The organism is Pseudomonas nitroreducens, assembly GCF_014204515.1.
Classification (GTDB): Bacteria; Pseudomonadota; Gammaproteobacteria; order Pseudomonadales; family Pseudomonadaceae; genus Pseudomonas; species Pseudomonas nitritireducens_A.
Window position 1 is genome coordinate 1 of sequence record NZ_JACHLI010000023.1, and the last position, 20,800, is coordinate 20,800.

Below are 20,800 nucleotides of genomic sequence, written 5' to 3' on the forward strand. Positions count from 1 at the left end.
GATGGTAGTGTGGAGTTTCTCCATGTGAGAGTAGGTCATCGTCAAGCTCCTATCCCAAGACCCCTGGTCAGCATCGCTGGCCGGGGGTTTTGCTTTTGGGCGCGGGAAAACCGGCGAATTGCTGCATAGGCAATTCAGGCATGCCTCTATATGATGCGTGCCTGACTGTTGCGGGGGTGATATGCAGACCTTGCTGAAATTGTTGAGCGATGGCCGCTTTCATTCCGGAGAGGAGCTCGGTGCTCTGCTCGGGGTTAGTCGTAGTGCGGTCTGGAAGCGCCTCGAAGGCTTTGAGCGCGACTACGGCATGGTCGTGCAGCGCGTGCGCGGCAAGGGCTATCGCCTGGAAGAGCCGCTGAGCATCGTTTCTTCCCGGTTGGGGCTGGAACCCTGGCCGCTGGATGTCCTGTTTTCCATTGATTCCACCAATGCCGAGGTGCTTCGACGCCTTTCCGCCGGCGCTGCGGCGCCGTTCGCTGTTCTGGGTGAGCGGCAGACGGCCGGGCGTGGCAGGCGAGGGCGGCAGTGGGAAAGTCCATTTGGCGCCAACCTCTATTACACCCTGGGTATTACCGTGCGTGGTGGTGCGCAGGAGCTGGAGGGGCTGAGCCTGGTCGTCGGGCTGGCCGTCGCGCGGGCGATTAGGGCGCTGGGCATCGAGCAAGTCGGCCTCAAGTGGCCGAACGATGTTCTCGTCGAAGGCAGGAAGATCGCCGGTATTCTTCTGGAGCTCACTGGTGATCCGGCGGACATCTGCAGTGTCGCCATCGGTGTCGGTATCAACGTGAACATGCGCAAGGCCGACAGTATCGACCAGCCCTGGACTTCGTTGCGCGAGGTACTGGGGCGGCTGGTCGATAGAAATGAACTGCTGCAGGCGCTGGAGTCTGAATTGGCGTTCGTCCTGTCCCGTCATCGCGAGCATGGTTTTGCTGCCAGTCGCGAGGAGTGGGAGTCCCTTCATTTATGGCAGGGGCGGCAGGTCACGCTGTCCACTGTCTCCAATAATATCGTTGGGCGCGCCCTGGGTATCGACGAGCGGGGTGCGTTGCGCCTGCTGGTTGATGGCCAGGAGCAGTGCTACAGCGGAGGCGAGCTGAGTCTGAGGTTGTCGGATGATTCTTGAGTTGGATTGCGGAAACAGCCTGATCAAGTGGCGCGTGGTGAGAAAGCACGACCTGGTGACGGTTGCCGGTGGCGTGGCGGATTCCGACCAGGCACTGCTCGATCAGCTCCAGGCCAACAGGGTGGTGGATATCCGCTACTGTCGCCTGGTGAGTGTCCGCAGTGAGCAGGAAACCGAGGCGCTGCGCGCCGCCCTGGAGGGTGCTTTCGCGGTAACGGTGCAGATTGCCGCACCGGCCATGCAACTCGCAGGCGTCTCCAATGGCTATCGCGAGTATCAGCGCCTGGGCATGGATCGCTGGTTGGCCCTGGTGGCCGGGCATTGCCTGGCTGGCCGCGGTTGCCTGGTCATCGATCTCGGTACGGCAGTCACCTCCGATCTGGTCGATGCCGAGGGCCGGCATATGGGGGGATACATTGCTCCCGGCATGCCGCTGATGCGCAGCCAGTTGCGTACGCATACGCGTCGCATCCGGTATGACGACGATGCCGCCCACGAAGCGTTGCAGAACCTGCTGCCGGGACAGGAAACGTCCGAGGCGGTGGAGCGTGGTTGTGTGCTGATGCTGCGCGGATTTGTTCGCGAGCAGATCGAGCTCGCGACTCGTCTGCTCGGCGATGACTGTGCGGTGTATCTGACGGGAGGTGACGCTGAGCTGGTGAAGGATGAGCTCCAGCGGGCTGTCGTGCTTCCGGATCTGGTATTTCTCGGCCTGGCCCTTGCCTGTCCGATCGAGTGAGTCTGATCGATGCGTTGGTTCTTCCTCTTCCTGCTGGCACTGAACGTCTTCTATTACGTCTGGCATCAGCAGCAGGCGCCGCTCCGGCCCAAGGAGATCGCCCCGCTGAGCCTCTTTCATAGCGAGCAGAAGAATATTCGGCTGCTCAGCGAATCCTCCGAGGCGCCTGCGCGTCGGCAGGTCGAAGAAAAGCCGGCGGCTGCGCCCGCAGCTGCGTGTACCTATCTGGGTAGTTTCCCCGTGGAAGATCGTGCGCGCCAACTGGTGCAGCGGTTGCTGAGCCTGGATGTCCAGGCATCGGTGCAGACCGTCGATGCCTCCGCGGGTGTCGACTTCTGGGTTTATCTGCCACCCCTGGCCTCGCGCCAGGCATCGCTTTGGCAGCTGCGCGAGCTGCAGGCGCGCAAGATCGACAGCTATATCATCACCGAGGGGGATCTTACCGACGGCATTTCCCTCGGGATCTTCCAGCGCAAGGACTCCGCCGACAGCGTGGTAGAGCGCCTGAAGAGCGCAGGCTATGAGGCGCTGGTGCGCGAGCTGGCCCGTTCGCAGCATGATTACTGGGCGCAGGTGACCCCGGAAAGTGCGCGACTGGTGGATGATTCCCTGGTCCGACAGCTGGCTCCGGATTTCCCTGAACTGCAAAAACAAACAATGCCGTGCAAAAGCGTTGCAAGCCCTCAATAGTTTGCATAGAATGGCGCCCGCTTCACAGGGGTCACCTGAAAAGGGAAATCACTTGGAGCCGTTGTCGAAGAGCTAAGCTCAAGTTTTTTAAAGAAAAACAGTTGACAACGCGGTGGCAGGCTGTAGAATGCCGCCTCACTCGGAGGGGTTCCCGAGCGGCCAAAGGGATCAGACTGTAAATCTGACGTCTCAGACTTCGAAGGTTCGAATCCTTCCCCCTCCACCAGTTTCAAGCGTGAGCCGCAAGCTCCGCGGGTATAGTTCAGTGGTAGAACCTCAGCCTTCCAAGCTGATGATGCGGGTTCGATTCCCGCTACCCGCTCCAAGTTTGTGGCTTATGTCTTGCTCATGTAGCTCAGCTGGTAGAGCACACCCTTGGTAAGGGTGAGGTCAGCGGTTCAAATCCGCTCATGAGCTCCATCTCGCAAAGGCAGATATGAAAATATCTGCCTTTGTTTTAATGGTGACGTGACTTTCTCAATTCCTTACGGGAGGCGGTCAAGATGGCTAAAGAAAAGTTTGAGCGTAACAAGCCGCACGTAAACGTCGGCACCATCGGTCACGTTGACCACGGCAAAACCACTCTGACCGCTGCTCTGACCAAGGTCTGCTCCGAGACCTGGGGCGGCTCCGCTCGCGCTTTCGACCAGATCGACAACGCGCCGGAAGAGAAGGCTCGTGGTATCACCATCAACACCTCTCACGTTGAATACGACTCGCCGGTACGCCACTACGCTCACGTAGATTGCCCGGGCCACGCCGACTACGTGAAGAACATGATCACCGGTGCTGCCCAGATGGACGGCGCGATCCTGGTTTGCTCGGCTGCTGACGGCCCCATGCCGCAGACCCGCGAGCACATCCTGCTGTCCCGTCAGGTAGGCGTTCCCTACATCGTCGTGTTCCTGAACAAGGCCGACATGGTTGACGACGCTGAGCTGCTGGAGCTGGTCGAAATGGAAGTTCGCGATCTGCTGAACACCTACGACTTCCCGGGTGACGACACTCCGATCGTGATCGGTTCCGCTCTGATGGCCCTGAACGGCCAGGACGACAACGAGATGGGCGTTTCCGCCGTGCGCAAGCTGGTAGAAACCCTGGACTCGTACATCCCCGAGCCCGAGCGCGCCATCGACAAGCCGTTCCTGATGCCGATCGAAGACGTATTCTCGATCTCCGGTCGTGGCACCGTGGTAACTGGCCGTGTTGAGCGTGGCATCGTCAAGATCCAGGAAGAAGTGGAAATCGTCGGTATCAAGGCGACTACCAAAACTACCTGCACCGGCGTTGAAATGTTCCGCAAGCTGCTCGACGAAGGTCGTGCTGGTGAGAACGTCGGCGTTCTGCTGCGTGGCACCAAGCGGGAAGACGTAGAGCGCGGCCAGGTTCTGGCCAAGCCGGGCACCATCAAGCCGCACACCAAGTTCGAGTGCGAAGTGTACGTGCTGTCCAAGGAAGAAGGTGGTCGTCACACCCCGTTCTTCAAAGGCTACCGTCCGCAGTTCTACTTCCGTACCACCGACGTAACCGGCAACTGCGAACTGCCGGAAGGCGTTGAGATGGTAATGCCGGGCGACAACGTGAAAATGGTTGTCACCCTGATCGCTCCGATCGCCATGGAAGATGGCCTGCGCTTCGCGATTCGCGAAGGCGGCCGTACCGTTGGTGCTGGCGTGGTTGCCAAGATCATCGAATAATCGGTTGATCTTTCCCTATCAGGCCGGCATAATGGTCGGCCTGACTTTGTTCTAGGCCAGTAGCTCAATTGGCAGAGCGGCGGTCTCCAAAACCGCAGGTTGGGGGTTCGATTCCCTCCTGGCCTGCCAGATTTCTCAAGATCTGGCACTTCTTTAAACGGGATTCCTAGCAGATGAATGCGAAGGTAGAAGCCAAAGAGTCGCGTCTCGATCTCTTGAAGTGGCTTGTGGTTGCAGTGCTGGTGGTGGTGGCTGTGGTTGCCAACCAGTATTATTCCGCGCAACCGATCTTCTATCGCGTTCTCGGTATCCTCGTCATGGCGGCTGCTGCAGGTTTCATTGCGCTGCAGACCGTCAAGGGGCGTGCATTCTTTACTCTGGCTAAAGAAGCGCGCGCCGAGATTCGCAAGGTTGTATGGCCGTCTCGTCAAGAGACAACTCAGACCACGCTGATCGTAGTGGCAGTAGTGCTGGTAATGGCGCTGGTGCTTTGGGGGCTCGACTCCCTGCTGGGTTGGCTGGTTTCCATGATCGTAGGTTAAGGGTGTTCCGTGGCTAAGCGTTGGTACGTTGTGCATGCCTACTCGGGTTACGAGAAGCATGTCATGCGCTCGCTGATCGAGCGGGTCAAACTGGCCGGCATGGAAGACGGGTTTGGTGAGATTCTCGTCCCCACCGAAGAAGTGGTGGAGATGCGGAACGGCCAGAAACGCAAGAGCGAGCGCAAGTTCTTCCCAGGTTACGTCCTGGTGCAGATGGAAATGAACGAGGGTACCTGGCACCTGGTCAAGGACACTCCTCGCGTCATGGGCTTCATTGGTGGTACTGCCGACAAGCCGGCGCCGATCACTGATAAAGAGGCTGATGCCATCCTGCGTCGCGTTGCCGACAGTGGCGACAAGCCGAAGCCGAAGACCCTGTTCGAACCGGGCGAAACCGTCCGTGTCATCGATGGTCCGTTCGCTGACTTCAATGGCGTCGTCGAAGAAGTTAACTACGAAAAGAGCCGCATCCAGGTCGCCGTGCTCATTTTCGGTCGCTCTACTCCGGTAGAGCTGGAGTTCAGCCAGGTAGAGAAAGTCTAACCGGCACAATGAATCCCCCACCCCGCAGCCCTAGGCTGCGGGGTTTTGTCGTCATTGGGATAAACGCGATAGCAACCGGGAAGCCCGTCAGGGCGCTTGACCCGCATTTGGAGTAACAAATGGCTAAGAAAATCACGGCTTACATCAAGCTGCAAGTAAAGGCCGGCCAGGCCAACCCGTCGCCGCCCGTAGGCCCTGCTCTGGGTCAGCACGGCGTGAACATCATGGAATTCTGCAAGGCGTTCAACGCCAAGACCCAAGGCCAAGAGCCGGGTCTGCCGACTCCTGTGATCATCACCGTTTACAGCGACCGTAGCTTCACCTTCGAAACCAAGAGCACCCCGGCTGCCGTCCTGCTGAAAAAAGCAGCTGGCATCACCAGCGGTTCCGCTCGTCCGAACTCCCAGAAAGTGGGCACCGTTACCCGTGCTCAGCTGGAAGAGATCGCCAAGGCCAAGCAGGCTGACCTGACCGCTGCTGACCTGGACGCTGCCGTACGCACCATTGCTGGCTCCGCGCGCAGCATGGGCCTGAACGTGGAGGGTGTGTAATGGCTAAGCTGACCAAGCGTCAAAAGGCTATCGCCGAGAAGATCGAAGCAGGCAAGCAATACGGCTTCGAAGATGCCGCCAAGCTGCTGGCCGAGCTGTCGACCATCAAGTTCAAGGAGTCCGTGGACATCGCCATCAATCTGGGCGTTGATCCGCGTAAATCCGACCAGGTCGTACGTGGCGCCACCGTTCTGCCGAACGGTACCGGCAAATCCGTACGCGTTGCCGTCTTCACCCAGGGTCCTGGTGTTGAAGCTGCCCTGGCTGCTGGTGCAGACAAGGTTGGCATGGACGAGCTGGCTGCCGAAATGAAAGCCGGCGACCTGAACTACGACGTCGTCATCGCTTCCCCGGACGCCATGCGTGTTGTTGGCCAGCTGGGCCAGGTACTGGGCCCGCGCGGTCTGATGCCGAACCCGAAAGTCGGCACCGTGACCCCGGACGTCGCTACCGCCGTCAAGAACGCCAAGGCCGGTCAGGTACGTTTCCGTACCGACAAGAACGGCATCATCCACGCTTCCGTTGGCAAGATCGACTTCGAGCCGGTCAAGCTGAAGCAGAACGTGGAAGCGCTGCTGAGCGATCTGAAGCGCCTGAAACCGTCCTCCTCGAAGGGCGTGTACGTTCAGCGCGTTACCCTGAGCACGACCATGGGCCCGGGTTTGCAGATCGATCAGGCTTCGCTGGAAGGCTGATGAACTAAGTCGGACAGTGGGTTCGCCCGCTGTCCGCAGGTATTGGGGTCCCTGCCTGGCGGGGGCTATCCAAGACCGTAGGCGGCGCAAGCCTTAAACCCGGGAGGTGATCCTCTCAAGCCTACGCAGATGGTGCTCCCGATTCGTTTACCGAATCAGACACCAAAACGCCGTCCGGCTCCGGCTGGACGAATCGGTAACATCCAGGAGTAAACCCGTGGCAATTAAACTCGAAGACAAGAAGGCCATCGTCGCTGAAGTCAACGAGGCTGCCAAAGCCGGTCTGTCCGCTGTCGTGGTTGATGCACGCGGCGTGACTGTCGGCGCAATGACCGGACTCCGTAAAGAGGCCCGCGCAGCTGGTGTGTACGTGAAAGTCGTACGTAACACCCTGCTCAAGCGCGCCGTTGAAGGCACTCAGTTTGAAGTGCTCAACGACACGTTCAAGGGCCCGACCCTGATTGCTTTCTCCAACGAACATCCGGGCGCTGCCGCTCGTATCTTCAAGGAGTTTGCCAAGGGTCAGGACAAGTTCGAGATCAAGGCGGCCGCGTTCGAGGGTCAGTTCCTCGCAGCCAATCAGATCGACGTGCTGGCGACCCTGCCGACCTACAACGAAGCTGTTGCACAGCTGATGAGCGTGATCCAAGGCGCTACCAGCAAGCTGGCTCGTACTCTGGCGGCAATTCGCGATCAGAAAGAAGCTACCGCAGCCTAAGGCTCGGCATCTGCTTTCAACCTTTTTTGTTTAATTCGATGGCCTTAGGCCGTCACCCAATACAGGAATTAGAGTCATGGCTCTGACCAACGAAGACATCATCTCCGCCGTATCCGAAATGTCCGTCATGCAGATCGTTGAACTGATCAAGGCGATGGAAGAGAAGTTCGGCGTTACCGCTGCTGCCGCTACCGTTGCCGCTGCTGGCCCGGCTGCTGCCGCTGCTGAAGAGCAAACCGAGTTCACCATCGTCCTGGCCGAAGCTGGCGACAAGAAAGTGAACGTGATCAAGGTCGTTCGTGAACTGACCGGTCTGGGCCTGAAAGAAGCCAAGGCTGTCGTTGACGGCGCCCCGGGCGTGGTCAAGGAAGGCGCTTCGAAAGAAGAAGCCGAAGCTGCCAAGAAAGCCCTGGAAGAAGCAGGCGCCAAGGTCGAGCTCAAGTAAGTTCGTACCTTGCGTCGACAGCCCGAGCGTTAAGCGACAGGCTGATGGCTGGTGGCAATTGCCACCGGCCTTTTTCCGTTATGGGTGGGGTGCCGTAGGTAGCCCCTCCATAGCGTGAAAACCCGCCACGACTGGCGGCGCAAACCTAGGGTTTGCACGATTTTTGGGCTGCTCCCGCACGGGAGAGGCCAAACAAGCAGGTGACCAAGCTGGGGAACGCTGATGGCTTACTCATACACTGAGAAAAAACGTATCCGCAAGGACTTTAGCAAGTTGCCGGACGTCATGGATGTGCCGTATTTGCTGGCCATCCAGCTGGATTCCTATCGCGAATTCCTGCAGGCCGGCGCGAGCAAGGACCAGGTCCGAGACATCGGCCTGCATGCGGCCTTCAAGTCCGTCTTCCCGATTATCAGCTATTCCGGCAATGCTGCCCTGGAATACGTCGGCTACCGTCTGGGCGAGCCGGCCTTTGATGTCAAGGAATGCGTGCTGCGCGGTGTGACCTTCGCGGTCCCGCTGCGTGTGAAAGTGCGCCTGATCATTTTCGACAAGGAATCGTCGAACAAAGCGATCAAGGACATCAAGGAACAAGAAGTCTACATGGGGGAAATCCCCCTGATGACCGAGAACGGTACCTTCATCATCAACGGTACCGAGCGCGTCATCGTTTCCCAGCTGCACCGCTCCCCGGGTGTGTTCTTCGACCACGACCGTGGCAAGACCCACAGCTCCGGCAAGCTGCTGTACTCCGCTCGCATCATTCCTTACCGCGGCTCCTGGCTCGACTTCGAGTTCGATCCGAAGGACTGCGTGTTCGTTCGTATCGACCGTCGCCGCAAGCTGCCGGCTTCCGTCCTGCTGCGCGCGCTGAACTACAGCACCGAGGAAATCCTCAACGCGTTCTATGACACCAACGTCTACGAGATCAAGGGCGAAACCCTGAATCTTGAGCTGGTGCCGTCGCGTCTGCGTGGCGAGATCGCCAGCTTCGATATCAAGGATGCTGCCGGCAAGGTCATCGTTGAAGCGGGCCGCCGTATCACCGCGCGCCACATCAACCAGCTCGAGAAGGCCGGCATCAGCCAGCTGGAAGTGCCGTTCGACTACCTGATCGGCCGTACCGTGGCCAAGGCTGTCGTGCACCCGGCTACCGGCGAGATCATCGCCGAGTGCAACACCGAGCTGACCGTCGATGCCCTGGCCAAGATCGCCAAGGCCCAGGTTGCCCGCCTGGAGACTCTGTACACCAACGACATCGACTGCGGTCCGTTCATCTCCGACACGCTGAAGATCGACTCCACCAGCAACCAACTGGAAGCGCTGGTCGAGATCTATCGCATGATGCGTCCCGGTGAGCCGCCGACCAAGGAAGCCGCCGAGACCCTGTTCGGCAACCTGTTCTTCAGCGCCGAGCGTTACGACCTGTCGGCCGTTGGCCGCATGAAGTTCAACCGTCGTATCGGTCGCACCGAGATCGAAGGCGCTGGCGTCCTGAGCAAGGAAGACATCGTCGAGGTCCTCAAGACCCTGGTTGCCATCCGTAACGGTAAAGGCATCGTCGACGACATCGACCACCTGGGTAACCGTCGCGTGCGTTGCGTCGGCGAGATGGCCGAGAACCAGTTCCGCGTTGGCCTGGTGCGTGTCGAGCGCGCGGTCAAGGAACGTCTGTCGATGGCCGAAAGCGAAGGCCTGATGCCGCAGGACCTGATCAACGCCAAGCCGGTGGCTGCCGCGATCAAGGAATTCTTCGGTTCCAGCCAGCTGTCGCAGTTCATGGACCAGAACAACCCGCTCTCCGAGATCACCCACAAGCGCCGCGTCTCCGCACTCGGCCCGGGCGGTCTGACCCGTGAGCGTGCCGGCTTCGAGGTTCGTGACGTACACCCGACCCACTACGGCCGCGTGTGCCCGATCGAAACCCCTGAAGGTCCGAACATCGGTCTGATCAACTCCCTGGCCACCTACGCCCGCACCAACAAGTACGGCTTCCTGGAAAGCCCGTACCGCGTGGTGAAGGAAGGTCTGGTCAGCGACGATATCGTCTTCCTGTCCGCCATCGAAGAGGCCGATCACGTGATCGCCCAGGCCTCTGCGACCCTGAACGAAAAGGGTCAGCTGATCGACGAACTGGTTGCCGTACGTCACCTGAACGAATTCACCGTGAAGGCGCCGGAAGACGTCACCCTCATGGACGTGTCGCCGAAGCAGGTCGTTTCCGTCGCTGCCTCACTGATTCCGTTCCTTGAGCACGACGACGCCAACCGTGCACTCATGGGTTCGAACATGCAGCGTCAGGCTGTACCGACCCTGCGCGCCGACAAGCCGCTGGTGGGTACCGGCATGGAGCGCAACGTCGCCCGTGACTCCGGTGTCTGCGTGGTTGCCCGCCGTGGCGGTGTGATCGACTCGGTCGACGCCAGCCGTATCGTGGTTCGTGTGAACGACGACGAAGTCGAGACTGGCGAAGCCGGCGTCGACATCTACAACCTGACCAAATACACCCGTTCCAACCAGAACACCTGCATCAACCAGCGTCCGCTGGTGCAGAAGGGTGATCAGGTTTCGCGCAGCGACATCCTGGCCGACGGTCCGTCCACCGACATGGGTGAACTGGCTCTGGGTCAGAACATGCGCGTCGCGTTCATGCCCTGGAACGGCTTCAACTTCGAAGACTCCATCTGCCTGTCCGAGCGCGTGGTCCAGGAAGATCGTTTCACCACGATCCACATCCAGGAACTGACCTGCGTTGCCCGTGACACCAAGCTCGGCCCAGAAGAGATCACCGCGGACATCCCGAACGTGGGTGAGGCTGCGCTGAACAAGCTGGACGAGGCCGGTATCGTCTACGTCGGCGCCGAAGTACAGGCTGGCGACATCCTGGTCGGCAAGGTCACTCCGAAAGGCGAGACCCAGCTGACTCCGGAAGAGAAGCTGCTGCGCGCGATCTTCGGTGAGAAGGCGTCCGATGTGAAGGACACCTCCCTGCGTGTGCCGACCGGCACCAAGGGCACCGTCATCGACGTACAGGTCTTCACCCGCGATGGCGTGGAGCGCGACAGCCGTGCCCTGTCCATCGAGAAGATGCAGCTGGACGAGATCCGCAAGGACCTGAACGAAGAGTTCCGCATCGTCGAAGGCGCGACCTTCGAGCGCCTGCGTTCCGCTCTGGTCGGTGCCAAGGCCGACGGCGGTCCTGCCCTGAAGAAAGGCGCAGAGATCACCGACGAGTACCTGGACGGCCTCGAGCGCGGCCAGTGGTTCAAGCTGTGCATGGCGGAAGATGCTCTGAACGAGCAGCTGGAGAAGGCCCAGGCCTACATCAGCGACCGCCGTCAGATGCTCGACGACAAGTTCGAAGACAAGAAGCGCAAGCTGCAGCAGGGCGACGACCTGGCTCCGGGCGTACTGAAGATCGTCAAGGTCTACCTCGCCATCAAGCGCCGCATCCAGCCGGGCGACAAGATGGCAGGCCGCCACGGTAACAAGGGTGTGGTCTCGGTGATCATGCCGGTCGAAGACATGCCGCACGACGTGCATGGCACTCCGGTCGACATCGTCCTGAACCCGCTGGGCGTACCGTCGCGCATGAACGTCGGTCAGATCCTCGAAACCCACCTGGGCCTCGCGGCCAAGGGCCTGGGCGAGAAGATCAACCGCATGCTCGAAGAGCAGCGCAAGATCGCCGAGCTGCGTGTGTTCCTGAACGAGATCTACAACGAGATCGGCGGCCGCCAGGAAAGCCTGGACGAGCTGAACGATAACGAGATCCTCGCTCTGGCCAACAACCTCAAGGGCGGCGTGCCCATGGCTACCCCGGTGTTCGACGGTGCCAAGGAGCGCGAGATCAAGGCCATGCTGAAGCTGGCCGATCTGCCGGAAAGCGGTCAGATGCGTCTGTATGACGGCCGCACCGGCAACCAGTTCGAGCGTACGACCACTGTTGGTTACATGTACATGCTCAAGCTGAACCACCTGGTCGACGACAAGATGCACGCCCGTTCCACCGGCTCCTACAGCCTGGTTACCCAGCAGCCGCTGGGTGGTAAGGCGCAGTTCGGTGGCCAGCGTTTCGGGGAGATGGAGGTCTGGGCGCTGGAAGCCTACGGTGCCGCCTACACCCTGCAGGAAATGCTGACCGTGAAGTCGGACGACGTGAACGGCCGTACCAAGATGTACAAGAACATCGTGGACGGGGATCACCGCATGGAGGCCGGCATGCCCGAGTCCTTCAACGTGTTGATCAAAGAGATCCGCTCGCTCGGCATCGATATCGAACTGGAAACCGAATAACACGTGACGTCAGAACGGTGCGGCTGGTCAAGGCCGGTCGCACCGGGTCCGTGAGGAGGAAAGGCCTTGAAAGACTTGCTTAATCTGTTGAAAAACCAGGGTCAGATCGAAGAGTTCGATGCCATCCGTATTGGCCTGGCCTCGCCCGAGATGATCCGTTCCTGGTCCTTCGGCGAAGTCAAGAAGCCGGAGACCATCAACTACCGTACCTTCAAGCCGGAGCGCGATGGCCTGTTCTGCGCCAAGATCTTCGGCCCGGTGAAGGACTACGAGTGCCTGTGCGGTAAGTACAAGCGCCTGAAGCACCGCGGTGTGATCTGCGAGAAGTGCGGCGTGGAAGTCGCGCTGGCCAAGGTGCGCCGCGAGCGCATGGGCCACATCGAACTGGCCTCGCCGGTCGCCCACATCTGGTTCCTGAAGTCCCTGCCGTCCCGTATCGGCCTGCTGCTGGACATGACCCTGCGTGACATCGAGCGCGTGCTCTATTTCGAGAGCTACGTGGTGATCGATCCGGGCATGACCACCCTGGAGAAGGGCCAGCTGCTGAACGACGAGCAGTACTTCGAAGCCCTCGAAGAGTTCGGTGACGACTTCGACGCCCGCATGGGTGCGGAAGCCGTTCGCGAGCTGCTCAACGCTATCGACCTGGAGCACGAGATCGGCCGCCTGCGCGAAGAGATTCCGCAGACCAACTCGGAAACCAAGATCAAGAAGCTGTCCAAGCGTCTGAAGCTGATGGAAGCCTTCCAGGGCTCCGGCAACCATCCCGAGTGGATGGTGCTGACCGTCCTGCCGGTGCTGCCGCCGGACCTGCGTCCGCTGGTTCCGCTGGATGGCGGCCGCTTCGCGACTTCGGATCTGAACGATCTGTATCGCCGCGTGATCAACCGTAACAACCGTCTGAAGCGCCTGCTCGACCTGGCCGCTCCGGACATCATCGTGCGCAACGAAAAGCGCATGCTGCAGGAAGCCGTCGACGCCCTGCTGGACAACGGCCGTCGCGGCCGTGCCATCACCGGCTCGAACAAGCGCCCGCTGAAGTCCCTGGCCGACATGATCAAGGGCAAGCAGGGTCGCTTCCGTCAGAACCTGCTCGGCAAGCGCGTGGACTACTCCGGCCGTTCGGTAATTACCGTAGGTCCGACCCTGCGTCTGCACCAGTGCGGTCTGCCGAAGAAAATGGCCCTGGAGCTGTTCAAGCCGTTCATCTTCGGCAAGCTGGAAGGTCGTGGCATGGCCACCACCATCAAGGCTGCCAAGAAGATGGTCGAGCGCGAGCTGCCGGAAGTGTGGGACGTTCTCGCCGAAGTCATCCGCGAACACCCCGTACTGCTGAACCGTGCGCCGACCCTGCACCGTCTGGGCATCCAGGCGTTCGAACCGGCACTGATCGAAGGTAAAGCGATCCAGCTGCACCCGCTGGTCTGCGCCGCGTACAACGCTGACTTCGACGGTGACCAGATGGCCGTGCACGTCCCGCTGACCCTCGAGGCCCAGCTGGAAGCGCGCGCGCTGATGATGTCGACCAACAACATCCTGTCGCCGGCCAACGGCGAGCCGATCATCGTTCCGTCGCAGGACGTGGTAATGGGTCTGTACTACATGACCCGTGAAGCGATCAACGCGAAGGGCGAGGGCATGGCTTTCGCAGACCTGCAGGAAGTTGACCGCGCGTACCGCAGCGGCCAGGTGTCCCTGCACGCCCGCGTAAAAGTACGCATCAACGAGAAGATCAAGAACGAAGACGGCTCCCTGACCGCGAACACCCGTATCGTCGACTCCACCGTCGGCCGTGCGCTGCTGTTCCAGGTTGTCCCGGCCGGCCTGCCCTTCGACGTGGTCAACCAGTCGATGAAGAAGAAGGCGATCTCCAAGCTGATCAACCACTGCTACCGCGTGGTGGGTCTGAAGGACACCGTCATCTTCGCTGACCAGCTGATGTACACCGGCTTCGCCTACTCGACCATCTCCGGTGTGTCGATCGGCGTGAACGACTTCGTCATCCCGGACGAAAAGGCTCGCATCATCGATGCCGCCACCGAGGAAGTGAAGGAGATCGAGAGCCAGTACGCCTCCGGCCTGGTAACCCAGGGCGAGAAGTACAACAAGGTGATCGACCTCTGGTCCAAGGCCAACGACGAAGTGTCCAAGGCGATGATGGCCAACCTCTCGAAAGAGAAGGTGACCGATCGCGAAGGCAAGCAGGTCGACCAGGAGTCCTTCAACTCCATGTACATGATGGCGGACTCCGGTGCGCGGGGTTCCGCGGCCCAGATCCGTCAGCTGGCCGGTATGCGTGGCCTGATGGCCAAGCCGGACGGCTCCATCATCGAGACCCCGATCACCGCGAACTTCCGTGAAGGCCTGAACGTACTCCAGTACTTCATCTCCACTCACGGTGCTCGTAAAGGTCTGGCGGATACCGCACTGAAGACCGCGAACTCCGGTTACCTGACCCGTCGTCTCGTCGATGTGGCCCAGGACCTGGTAGTGACCGAGATCGATTGCGGCACCGACCGTGGTCTGTTCATGTCCCCGCACATCGAAGGCGGCGACGTGGTTGAGCCGCTGGGCGAGCGTGTACTGGGCCGCGTGATGGCTCGCGACGTGCTCAAGCCGGGCAGCGACGACGTGATCGTCGAAGCCGGTACCCTGATCGATGAGAAGTGGGTCGATTTCCTCGAGCAGATGAGCGTCGACGAAGTTGTCGTTCGTTCGCCGATCACCTGCGAAACCCGTCACGGCATCTGCGCCATGTGCTACGGCCGCGATCTGGCCCGTGGTCACCGCGTGAACATCGGTGAAGCTGTCGGCGTTATCGCTGCTCAGTCGATCGGTGAGCCGGGTACCCAGCTGACCATGCGTACCTTCCACATCGGTGGTGCGGCCAGCCGTACTTCTGCCGTGGACAACGTCCAGGTCAAGAACGGCGGCACCATTCGCCTGCACAACCTGAAGCACGTAGAGCGTGCCGACGGCGCCCTGGTAGCGGTTTCCCGTTCCGGTGAGCTGGCGGTAGCCGACGACTTCGGTCGTGAGCGCGAGCGCTACAAGCTGCCGTACGGTGCGGTGATTTCCGTGAAGGAAGGTGACAAGGTCGATCCGGGCGCCATCGTCGCCAAGTGGGACCCGCACACCCACCCGATCGTCACCGAGATGGACGGCACCGTGGCCTTCGTGGGCATGGAAGAGGGCATCACCATCAAGCGCCAGACCGACGAACTGACCGGTCTGACCAACATTGAAGTGATGGATCCGAAGGACCGTCCGGCTGCCGGCAAGGACATCCGTCCGGCCGTGAAGCTGATCGACGCCGCAGGCAAGGATCTGCTGCTGCCGGGTACCGACGTACCGGCCCAGTACTTCCTGCCGGCGAACGCCCTGGTCAACCTCAACGATGGCGCGAAAGTGCGTATCGGTGACGTTATCGCGCGTATCCCGCAGGAAACCTCGAAGACCCGCGACATCACCGGTGGTCTGCCGCGCGTTGCCGACCTGTTCGAAGCTCGTCGTCCGAAAGAGCCTTCGATCCTGGCGGAAATCAGCGGCACCATCTCCTTCGGCAAGGAAACCAAGGGCAAGCGCCGTCTGGTCATCACTCCCACCGACGGTAGCGATTCGTACGAGGAACTGATTCCGAAGTGGCGTCACCTGAACGTGTTCGAAGGTGAACAGGTAAGCCGTGGTGAAGTGATCTCCGACGGCCCGAGCAACCCGCACGACATCCTCCGACTGCTGGGCGTCAGCTCGCTGGCCAAGTACATCGTCAACGAGATCCAGGACGTTTACCGTCTGCAGGGCGTGAAGATCAACGACAAGCACATCGAGACCATCCTGCGCCAGATGCTGCGCAAGGTCGAAGTGGCTGAGTCGGGCGATTCGTCCTTCATCAAGGGCGACCAGGTCGAACTGGTCCACGTGCTGGAAGAGAACGAAGTGCTGGGCACCCAGGACAAGTTCCCGGCCAAGTACGAGCGCGTTCTGCTGGGTATCACCAAGGCCTCCCTGTCCACCGAGTCGTTCATCTCGGCGGCCTCCTTCCAGGAGACGACCCGCGTCCTCACCGAGGCGGCGGTCACTGGCAAGCGCGACTTCCTGCGCGGCCTGAAGGAGAACGTGGTCGTGGGTCGTCTGATCCCGGCCGGTACCGGTCTGGCTTACCACAGCGAGCGCAAGCGTCAGCGCGAGCTCGGCAAACCGCAGCGTGTGAGCGCGAGCGAGGCCGAAGCAGCACTGGCCGAAGCGCTCAACCTGAGCGGTAACTAAGCCTCAAACGAAGCCCCGGTTGTCTTGACAACCGGGGCTTTGTCTTGACTGGCTTCCGGAAGCTCTTTAGTATCTTGTACCCCGAAAATTGGCAGGGCGCATGCTTTGCCCATTTTCGTTTTTAAGTGTCGTAAGACAATCAGTGGAGCTATAGATGGCAACTATCAACCAGCTGGTGCGCAAGCCGCGCAAGCGCCTGGTAGACAAGAGTGGCGTTCCTGCCCTGCAGAACTGCCCTCAGCGTCGCGGCGTATGCACCCGCGTATACACCACCACCCCGAAGAAGCCGAACTCCGCACTGCGTAAAGTGTGCCGTGTTCGTCTGACCAACGGTTTCGAGGTTTCCTCGTACATCGGCGGTGAAGGCCACAACCTGCAAGAGCACAGCGTAGTGCTGATCCGCGGCGGTCGTGTAAAGGACCTTCCGGGTGTTCGCTACCACACCGTGCGCGGTTCGCTGGACACCTCCGGTGTCAAAGACCGTAAGCAGGGTCGTTCGAAGTACGGCGCGAAGCGTCCGAAGTAATTTTGTTTTCCTATTTGCTGAGTCGATAAGAGTAAGGTCGGGCATCGAGTCCCGGATTACCTGAAGACCGTTTGAGGGCTTATCAATGCCAAGACGTCGTGTAGCGGCCAAACGTGAGATCCTGGCCGATCCGAAATACGGAAGCCAGATTCTGGCGAAGTTCATGAACCACGTGATGGAAAGCGGCAAGAAAGCCGTTGCCGAGCGTATCGTTTACGGTGCTCTGGACAAGGTCAAAGAGCGCGGTAAAGGCGACCCCCTGGAACTCTTCGAAAAAGCACTCGACGCCATCGCTCCGCTGGTCGAAGTGAAGTCCCGCCGTGTCGGCGGTGCTACCTACCAGGTTCCGGTCGAAGTACGTCCGTCCCGTCGTAATGCACTGGCCATGCGCTGGCTGGTGGACTTCGCCCGCAAGCGTGGCGAGAAGTCCATGGCTCTGCGTCTCGCTGGCGAACTGATGGACGCCGCTGAAGGTAAAGGCGCCGCTGTCAAGAAGCGTGAAGACGTACACCGTATGGCCGAGGCCAACAAAGCGTTCTCGCACTACCGCTTCTAATTACGGCAACACTACTTCTGCGAGGGCTTTATGGCTCGTAACACAGCAATCAACCGCTACCGGAACATTGGTATCTGTGCCCACGTTGACGCGGGCAAGACCACCACCACCGAGCGGATCCTGTTCTACACAGGTCTCAGCCACAAGATGGGTGAGGTGCATGACGGCGCTGCCACTACCGACTGGATGGTGCAGGAGCAGGAGCGTGGTATCACCATCACCTCCGCTGCGATCACCACCTTCTGGGAAGGTTCGCGCGGCCAGTACGACAAGTACCGCGTAAACGTCATCGACACCCCCGGCCACGTAGACTTCACCATTGAAGTTGAGCGCTCCCTGCGCGTACTGGACGGCGCCGTCGTTGTGTTCTGCGGCACCTCCGGCGTTGAGCCGCAGTCCGAAACCGTATGGCGTCAAGCCAACAAGTACGGCGTTCCGCGTATCGTCTACGTGAACAAGATGGACCGCGCCGGCGCCAACTTCCTGCGCGTCGTCGGTCAGATCAAGAACCGTCTGGGTCACACCCCGGTTCCGGTTCAGCTGGCCATCGGTGCAGAAGATGACTTCCAGGGTCAGGTTGACCTGCTGAAGATGAAGGCCATCTACTGGAACGAAGACGACAAAGGCACTTCCTACCGCGAAGAAGAAATTCCCGCGGATATGGTCGAGCTGGCCACCGAGTGGCGCAACAACATGGTCGAGGCCGCTGCCGAAGCCAACGAAGAGCTGATGAACAAGTACCTGGAAGAAGGTGAGCTGTCGATCGAAGAGATCAAGGCTGGCCTGCGTCTGCGTACCATCGCCTGCGAAATCGTTCCGGCTGTCTGCGGCTCGTCGTTCAAGAACAAGGGCGTGCCCCTGGTTCTCGACGCCGTCATCGACTTCCTGCCTGCTCCGACCGAGATTCCGGCGATCCAGGGTATCCACCCGGATCACATTGACGACGGCGACGAAGCTCCGAAAGACGAGCGTCCGGCTGACGACAATGCCCCGTTCTCGGCTCTGGCATTCAAGATCGCCACCGACCCGTTCGTAGGTACTCTGACCTTCGTGCGCGTCTACTCGGGCGTTCTGGAGTCCGGTAACTCGGTTATCAACTCCGTGAAAGGCAAGAAAGAGCGCGTTGGTCGTATGGTGCAGATGCACGCCAACCAGCGTGACGAGATCAAAGAAGTACGCGCTGGTGACATCGCGGCTCTGATCGGCATGAAGGACGTCACCACCGGTGACACCCTGTGCGACATCGAGAAGCCGATCATCCTCGAGCGTATGGACTTCCCGGAGCCGGTCATCTCGGTAGCTGTTGAGCCGAAGACCAAGGCTGACCAGGAGAAGATGGGCATTGCCCTCGGCAAGCTGGCTCAGGAAGACCCGTCGTTCCGCGTCAAGACCGACGAAGAAACCGGCCAGACCATCATCTCCGGTATGGGTGAGCTGCACCTGGACATCCTCGTCGACCGCATGAAGCGTGAATTCGGCGTTGAGGCGAACATCGGCAAGCCGCAGGTTTCGTACCGCGAAACCATCTCGAAGGACAACATCGAGATCGAAGGCAAGTTCGTTCGTCAGTCCGGTGGTCGTGGTCAGTTCGGTCACTGCTGGATTCGCTTCTCGACTCCGGACGTGGACGACAAGGGCAACATCACTGAAGGCCTGGTCTTCACCAACGAAGTCGTGGGCGGTGTGGTTCCGAAGGAATACATCCCGGCCATCCAGAAAGGCATCGAAGAGCAGATGAAGAACGGCGTTGTCGCCGGCTATCCGCTGATCGGCCTGAAGGCGACCGTCTTCGATGGTTCCTACCACGACGTCGACTCCAACGAGATGGCGTTCAAGATCGCTGCTTCCATGGCGACCAAGCAGCTGGCCCAGAAGGGCGGCGGCAAGGTGCTTGAGCCGATCATGAAAGTGGAAGTGGTGACTCCTGAGGACTACATGGGTGACGTGATGGGTGACCTGAACCGTCGTCGTGGTCTGATTCAGGGGATGGAAGACTCGGTTTCCGGTAAGGTTATCCGTGCCGAGGTTCCGCTGGGCGAGATGTTCGGTTATGCAACCGACGTGCGTTCCATGTCCCAGGGTCGCGCTAGCTACTCCATGGAATTCTCCAAGTATGCTGAAGCTCCGGCGAACGTCGTCGAAGCTCTGGCCAAAAAACAAGCTTGATTCAGCTCTTTTAGTAAGAGGTTACTCTCGTGGCTAAAGAAAAATTTGAACGTAACAAACCGCACGTCAACGTTGGCACCATCGGTCACGTTGACCACGGCAAAACCACTCTGACCGCTGCTCTGACCAAGGTCTGCTCCGAGACCTGGGGCGGCTCCGCTCGCGCTTTCGACCAGATCGACAACGCGCCGGAAGAGAAGGCTCGTGGTATCACCATCAACACCTCTCACGTTGAATACGACTCGCCGGTACGCCACTACGCTCACGTAGACTGCCCGGGCCACGCCGACTACGTGAAGAACATGATCACCGGTGCTGCCCAGATGGACGGCGCGATCCTGGTTTGCTCGGCTGCTGACGGCCCCATGCCGCAGACCCGCGAGCACATCCTGCTGTCCCGTCAGGTAGGCGTTCCCTACATCGTCGTGTTCCTGAACAAGGCCGACATGGTTGACGACGCCGAGCTGCTGGAACTGGTCGAAATGGAAGTTCGCGATCTGCTGAACACCTACGACTTCCCGGGCGACGACACTCCGATCGTGATCGGTTCCGCTCTGATGGCCCTGAACGGCCAGGACGACAACGAGATGGGCGTTTCCGCCGTGCGCAAGCTGGTAGAAACCCTGGACTCGTACATCCCCGAGCCCGAGCGCGCCATCGACAAGCCGTTCCTGATGCCGATCGAAGACGTATTCTCGATCTCCGGTCGTGGCACCGTGGTAACTGGCCGTGTTGAGCGTGGCATCGTCAAGATCCAGGAAGAAGTGGAAATCGTCGGTATCAAGGCGACTACCAAGACTACCTGCACCGGCGTTGAAATGTTCCGCAAGCTGCTCGACGAAGGTCGTGCTGGTGAGAACGTCGGCGTTCTGCTGCGTGGCACCAAGCGTGAAGACGTAGAGCGCGGCCAGGTTCTGGCCAAGCCGGGCACCATCAAGCCGCACACCAAGTTCGAGTGCGAAGTGTACGTGCTGTCCAAGGAAGAAGGTGGTCGTCACACCCCGTTCTTCAAAGGCTACCGTCCGCAGTTCTACTTCCGTACCACCGACGTAACCGGCAACTGCGAACTGCCGGAAGGCGTTGAGATGGTAATGCCGGGCGACAACGTGAAAATGGTTGTCACCCTGATCGCTCCGATCGCCATGGAAGATGGCCTGCGCTTCGCGATTCGCGAAGGCGGCCGTACCGTTGGTGCCGGCGTGGTTGCCAAGATCTTCGAGTAATCGCTGATCTGCTCCAGGAAA

The 20,800-nt window shown here is 60.0% G+C and carries 16 protein-coding genes and 4 tRNA genes; all 20 read left to right on the forward strand.

The annotated features are described in order from the left end of the window. Nucleotides 1–181 precede the first annotated feature (181 nt). Nucleotides 182–1,126 (forward strand): bifunctional biotin--[acetyl-CoA-carboxylase] ligase/biotin operon repressor BirA, encoded by a 945-nt coding sequence (gene birA / locus HNP46_RS23830; protein WP_184593945.1) that lies wholly within the window; start codon nucleotides 182–184, stop codon nucleotides 1,124–1,126. Continuing rightward, nucleotides 1,116–1,865: a pantothenate kinase gene (locus HNP46_RS23835; protein ID WP_184593947.1), complete on the forward strand. Its 750-nt coding sequence runs from the start codon at nucleotides 1,116–1,118 to the stop codon at nucleotides 1,863–1,865. The genes birA and HNP46_RS23835 overlap by 11 nt, the downstream gene beginning before the upstream one ends. Before the next feature lie 9 nt (nucleotides 1,866–1,874). Beyond that, on the forward strand, nucleotides 1,875–2,555 hold the full coding sequence (locus HNP46_RS23840) for an SPOR domain-containing protein (protein ID WP_184593950.1): 681 nt from the start codon (nucleotides 1,875–1,877) through the stop codon (nucleotides 2,553–2,555). A 141-nt stretch (nucleotides 2,556–2,696) separates the two neighbouring features. Then, nucleotides 2,697–2,781, forward strand: a tRNA-Tyr gene (locus HNP46_RS23845). Between the two features lie 25 nt (nucleotides 2,782–2,806). Beyond that, nucleotides 2,807–2,880 (forward strand) — tRNA-Gly (locus tag HNP46_RS23850). Between the two features lie 19 nt (nucleotides 2,881–2,899). Continuing rightward, a tRNA-Thr gene (locus tag HNP46_RS23855) sits at nucleotides 2,900–2,975 on the forward strand. An 83-nt stretch (nucleotides 2,976–3,058) separates the two neighbouring features. Further along, entirely contained in the window at nucleotides 3,059–4,252 is a 1,194-nt protein-coding gene (gene tuf / locus HNP46_RS23860; RefSeq protein WP_054910987.1) for an elongation factor Tu, read from the forward strand. A 53-nt stretch (nucleotides 4,253–4,305) separates the two neighbouring features. Next, a tRNA-Trp gene (locus HNP46_RS23865) sits at nucleotides 4,306–4,381 on the forward strand. Nucleotides 4,382–4,425: 44 nt separating this feature from the next. Then, the gene (gene secE, locus HNP46_RS23870; RefSeq protein WP_184593952.1) at nucleotides 4,426–4,794 is read left to right on the forward strand and encodes a preprotein translocase subunit SecE; all 369 of its coding nucleotides are present in this window, start codon (nucleotides 4,426–4,428) and stop codon (nucleotides 4,792–4,794) included. A 9-nt stretch (nucleotides 4,795–4,803) separates the two neighbouring features. Next, nucleotides 4,804–5,337 carry a transcription termination/antitermination protein NusG gene (gene nusG, locus HNP46_RS23875; RefSeq protein WP_015475310.1) on the forward strand — a complete coding sequence of 178 codons (534 nt, stop codon included), beginning with the start codon at nucleotides 4,804–4,806 and terminating at the stop codon, nucleotides 5,335–5,337. A 119-nt stretch (nucleotides 5,338–5,456) separates the two neighbouring features. Next, nucleotides 5,457–5,888, forward strand: a complete 432-nt coding sequence (rplK, locus tag HNP46_RS23880; RefSeq protein WP_024767122.1) for a 50S ribosomal protein L11 — start codon at nucleotides 5,457–5,459, stop codon at nucleotides 5,886–5,888. Next, a complete protein-coding gene (gene rplA / locus HNP46_RS23885) occupies nucleotides 5,888–6,583 on the forward strand; it encodes a 50S ribosomal protein L1 (RefSeq protein ID WP_015475312.1) in 696 nt (231 codons plus the stop codon). Before rplK ends, rplA begins: the two co-directional genes overlap by 1 nt. Nucleotides 6,584–6,800: 217 nt before the next feature. Beyond that, nucleotides 6,801–7,301, forward strand: coding sequence for a 50S ribosomal protein L10 (gene rplJ, locus HNP46_RS23890; protein WP_017516429.1), 501 nt, complete (start codon nucleotides 6,801–6,803; stop codon nucleotides 7,299–7,301). Between the two features lie 76 nt (nucleotides 7,302–7,377). Then, nucleotides 7,378–7,746 carry a 50S ribosomal protein L7/L12 gene (gene rplL, locus HNP46_RS23895; protein WP_017516430.1) on the forward strand — a complete coding sequence of 123 codons (369 nt, stop codon included), beginning with the start codon at nucleotides 7,378–7,380 and terminating at the stop codon, nucleotides 7,744–7,746. A gap of 222 nt (nucleotides 7,747–7,968) precedes the next feature. Continuing rightward, nucleotides 7,969–12,042 carry a DNA-directed RNA polymerase subunit beta gene (gene rpoB / locus HNP46_RS23900; RefSeq protein WP_184593954.1) on the forward strand — a complete coding sequence of 1,358 codons (4,074 nt, stop codon included), beginning with the start codon at nucleotides 7,969–7,971 and terminating at the stop codon, nucleotides 12,040–12,042. A gap of 66 nt (nucleotides 12,043–12,108) precedes the next feature. Beyond that, a complete protein-coding gene (rpoC, locus tag HNP46_RS23905) occupies nucleotides 12,109–16,308 on the forward strand; it encodes a DNA-directed RNA polymerase subunit beta' (RefSeq protein ID WP_184593956.1) in 4,200 nt (1,399 codons plus the stop codon). Nucleotides 16,309–16,462: 154 nt separating this feature from the next. Further along, the gene (rpsL, locus tag HNP46_RS23910; RefSeq protein ID WP_015475317.1) at nucleotides 16,463–16,834 is read left to right on the forward strand and encodes a 30S ribosomal protein S12; all 372 of its coding nucleotides are present in this window, start codon (nucleotides 16,463–16,465) and stop codon (nucleotides 16,832–16,834) included. 85 nt (nucleotides 16,835–16,919) lie between these two features. Further along, nucleotides 16,920–17,390, forward strand: a complete 471-nt coding sequence (gene rpsG / locus HNP46_RS23915; protein ID WP_015475318.1) for a 30S ribosomal protein S7 — start codon at nucleotides 16,920–16,922, stop codon at nucleotides 17,388–17,390. Between the two features lie 30 nt (nucleotides 17,391–17,420). Then, nucleotides 17,421–19,556, forward strand: coding sequence for an elongation factor G (gene fusA, locus HNP46_RS23920; RefSeq protein ID WP_184593958.1), 2,136 nt, complete (start codon nucleotides 17,421–17,423; stop codon nucleotides 19,554–19,556). 29 nt (nucleotides 19,557–19,585) lie between these two features. Then, nucleotides 19,586–20,779 (forward strand): elongation factor Tu, encoded by a 1,194-nt coding sequence (gene tuf / locus HNP46_RS23925; RefSeq protein WP_184593959.1) that lies wholly within the window; start codon nucleotides 19,586–19,588, stop codon nucleotides 20,777–20,779. Nucleotides 20,780–20,800: the final 21 nt, after the last annotated feature.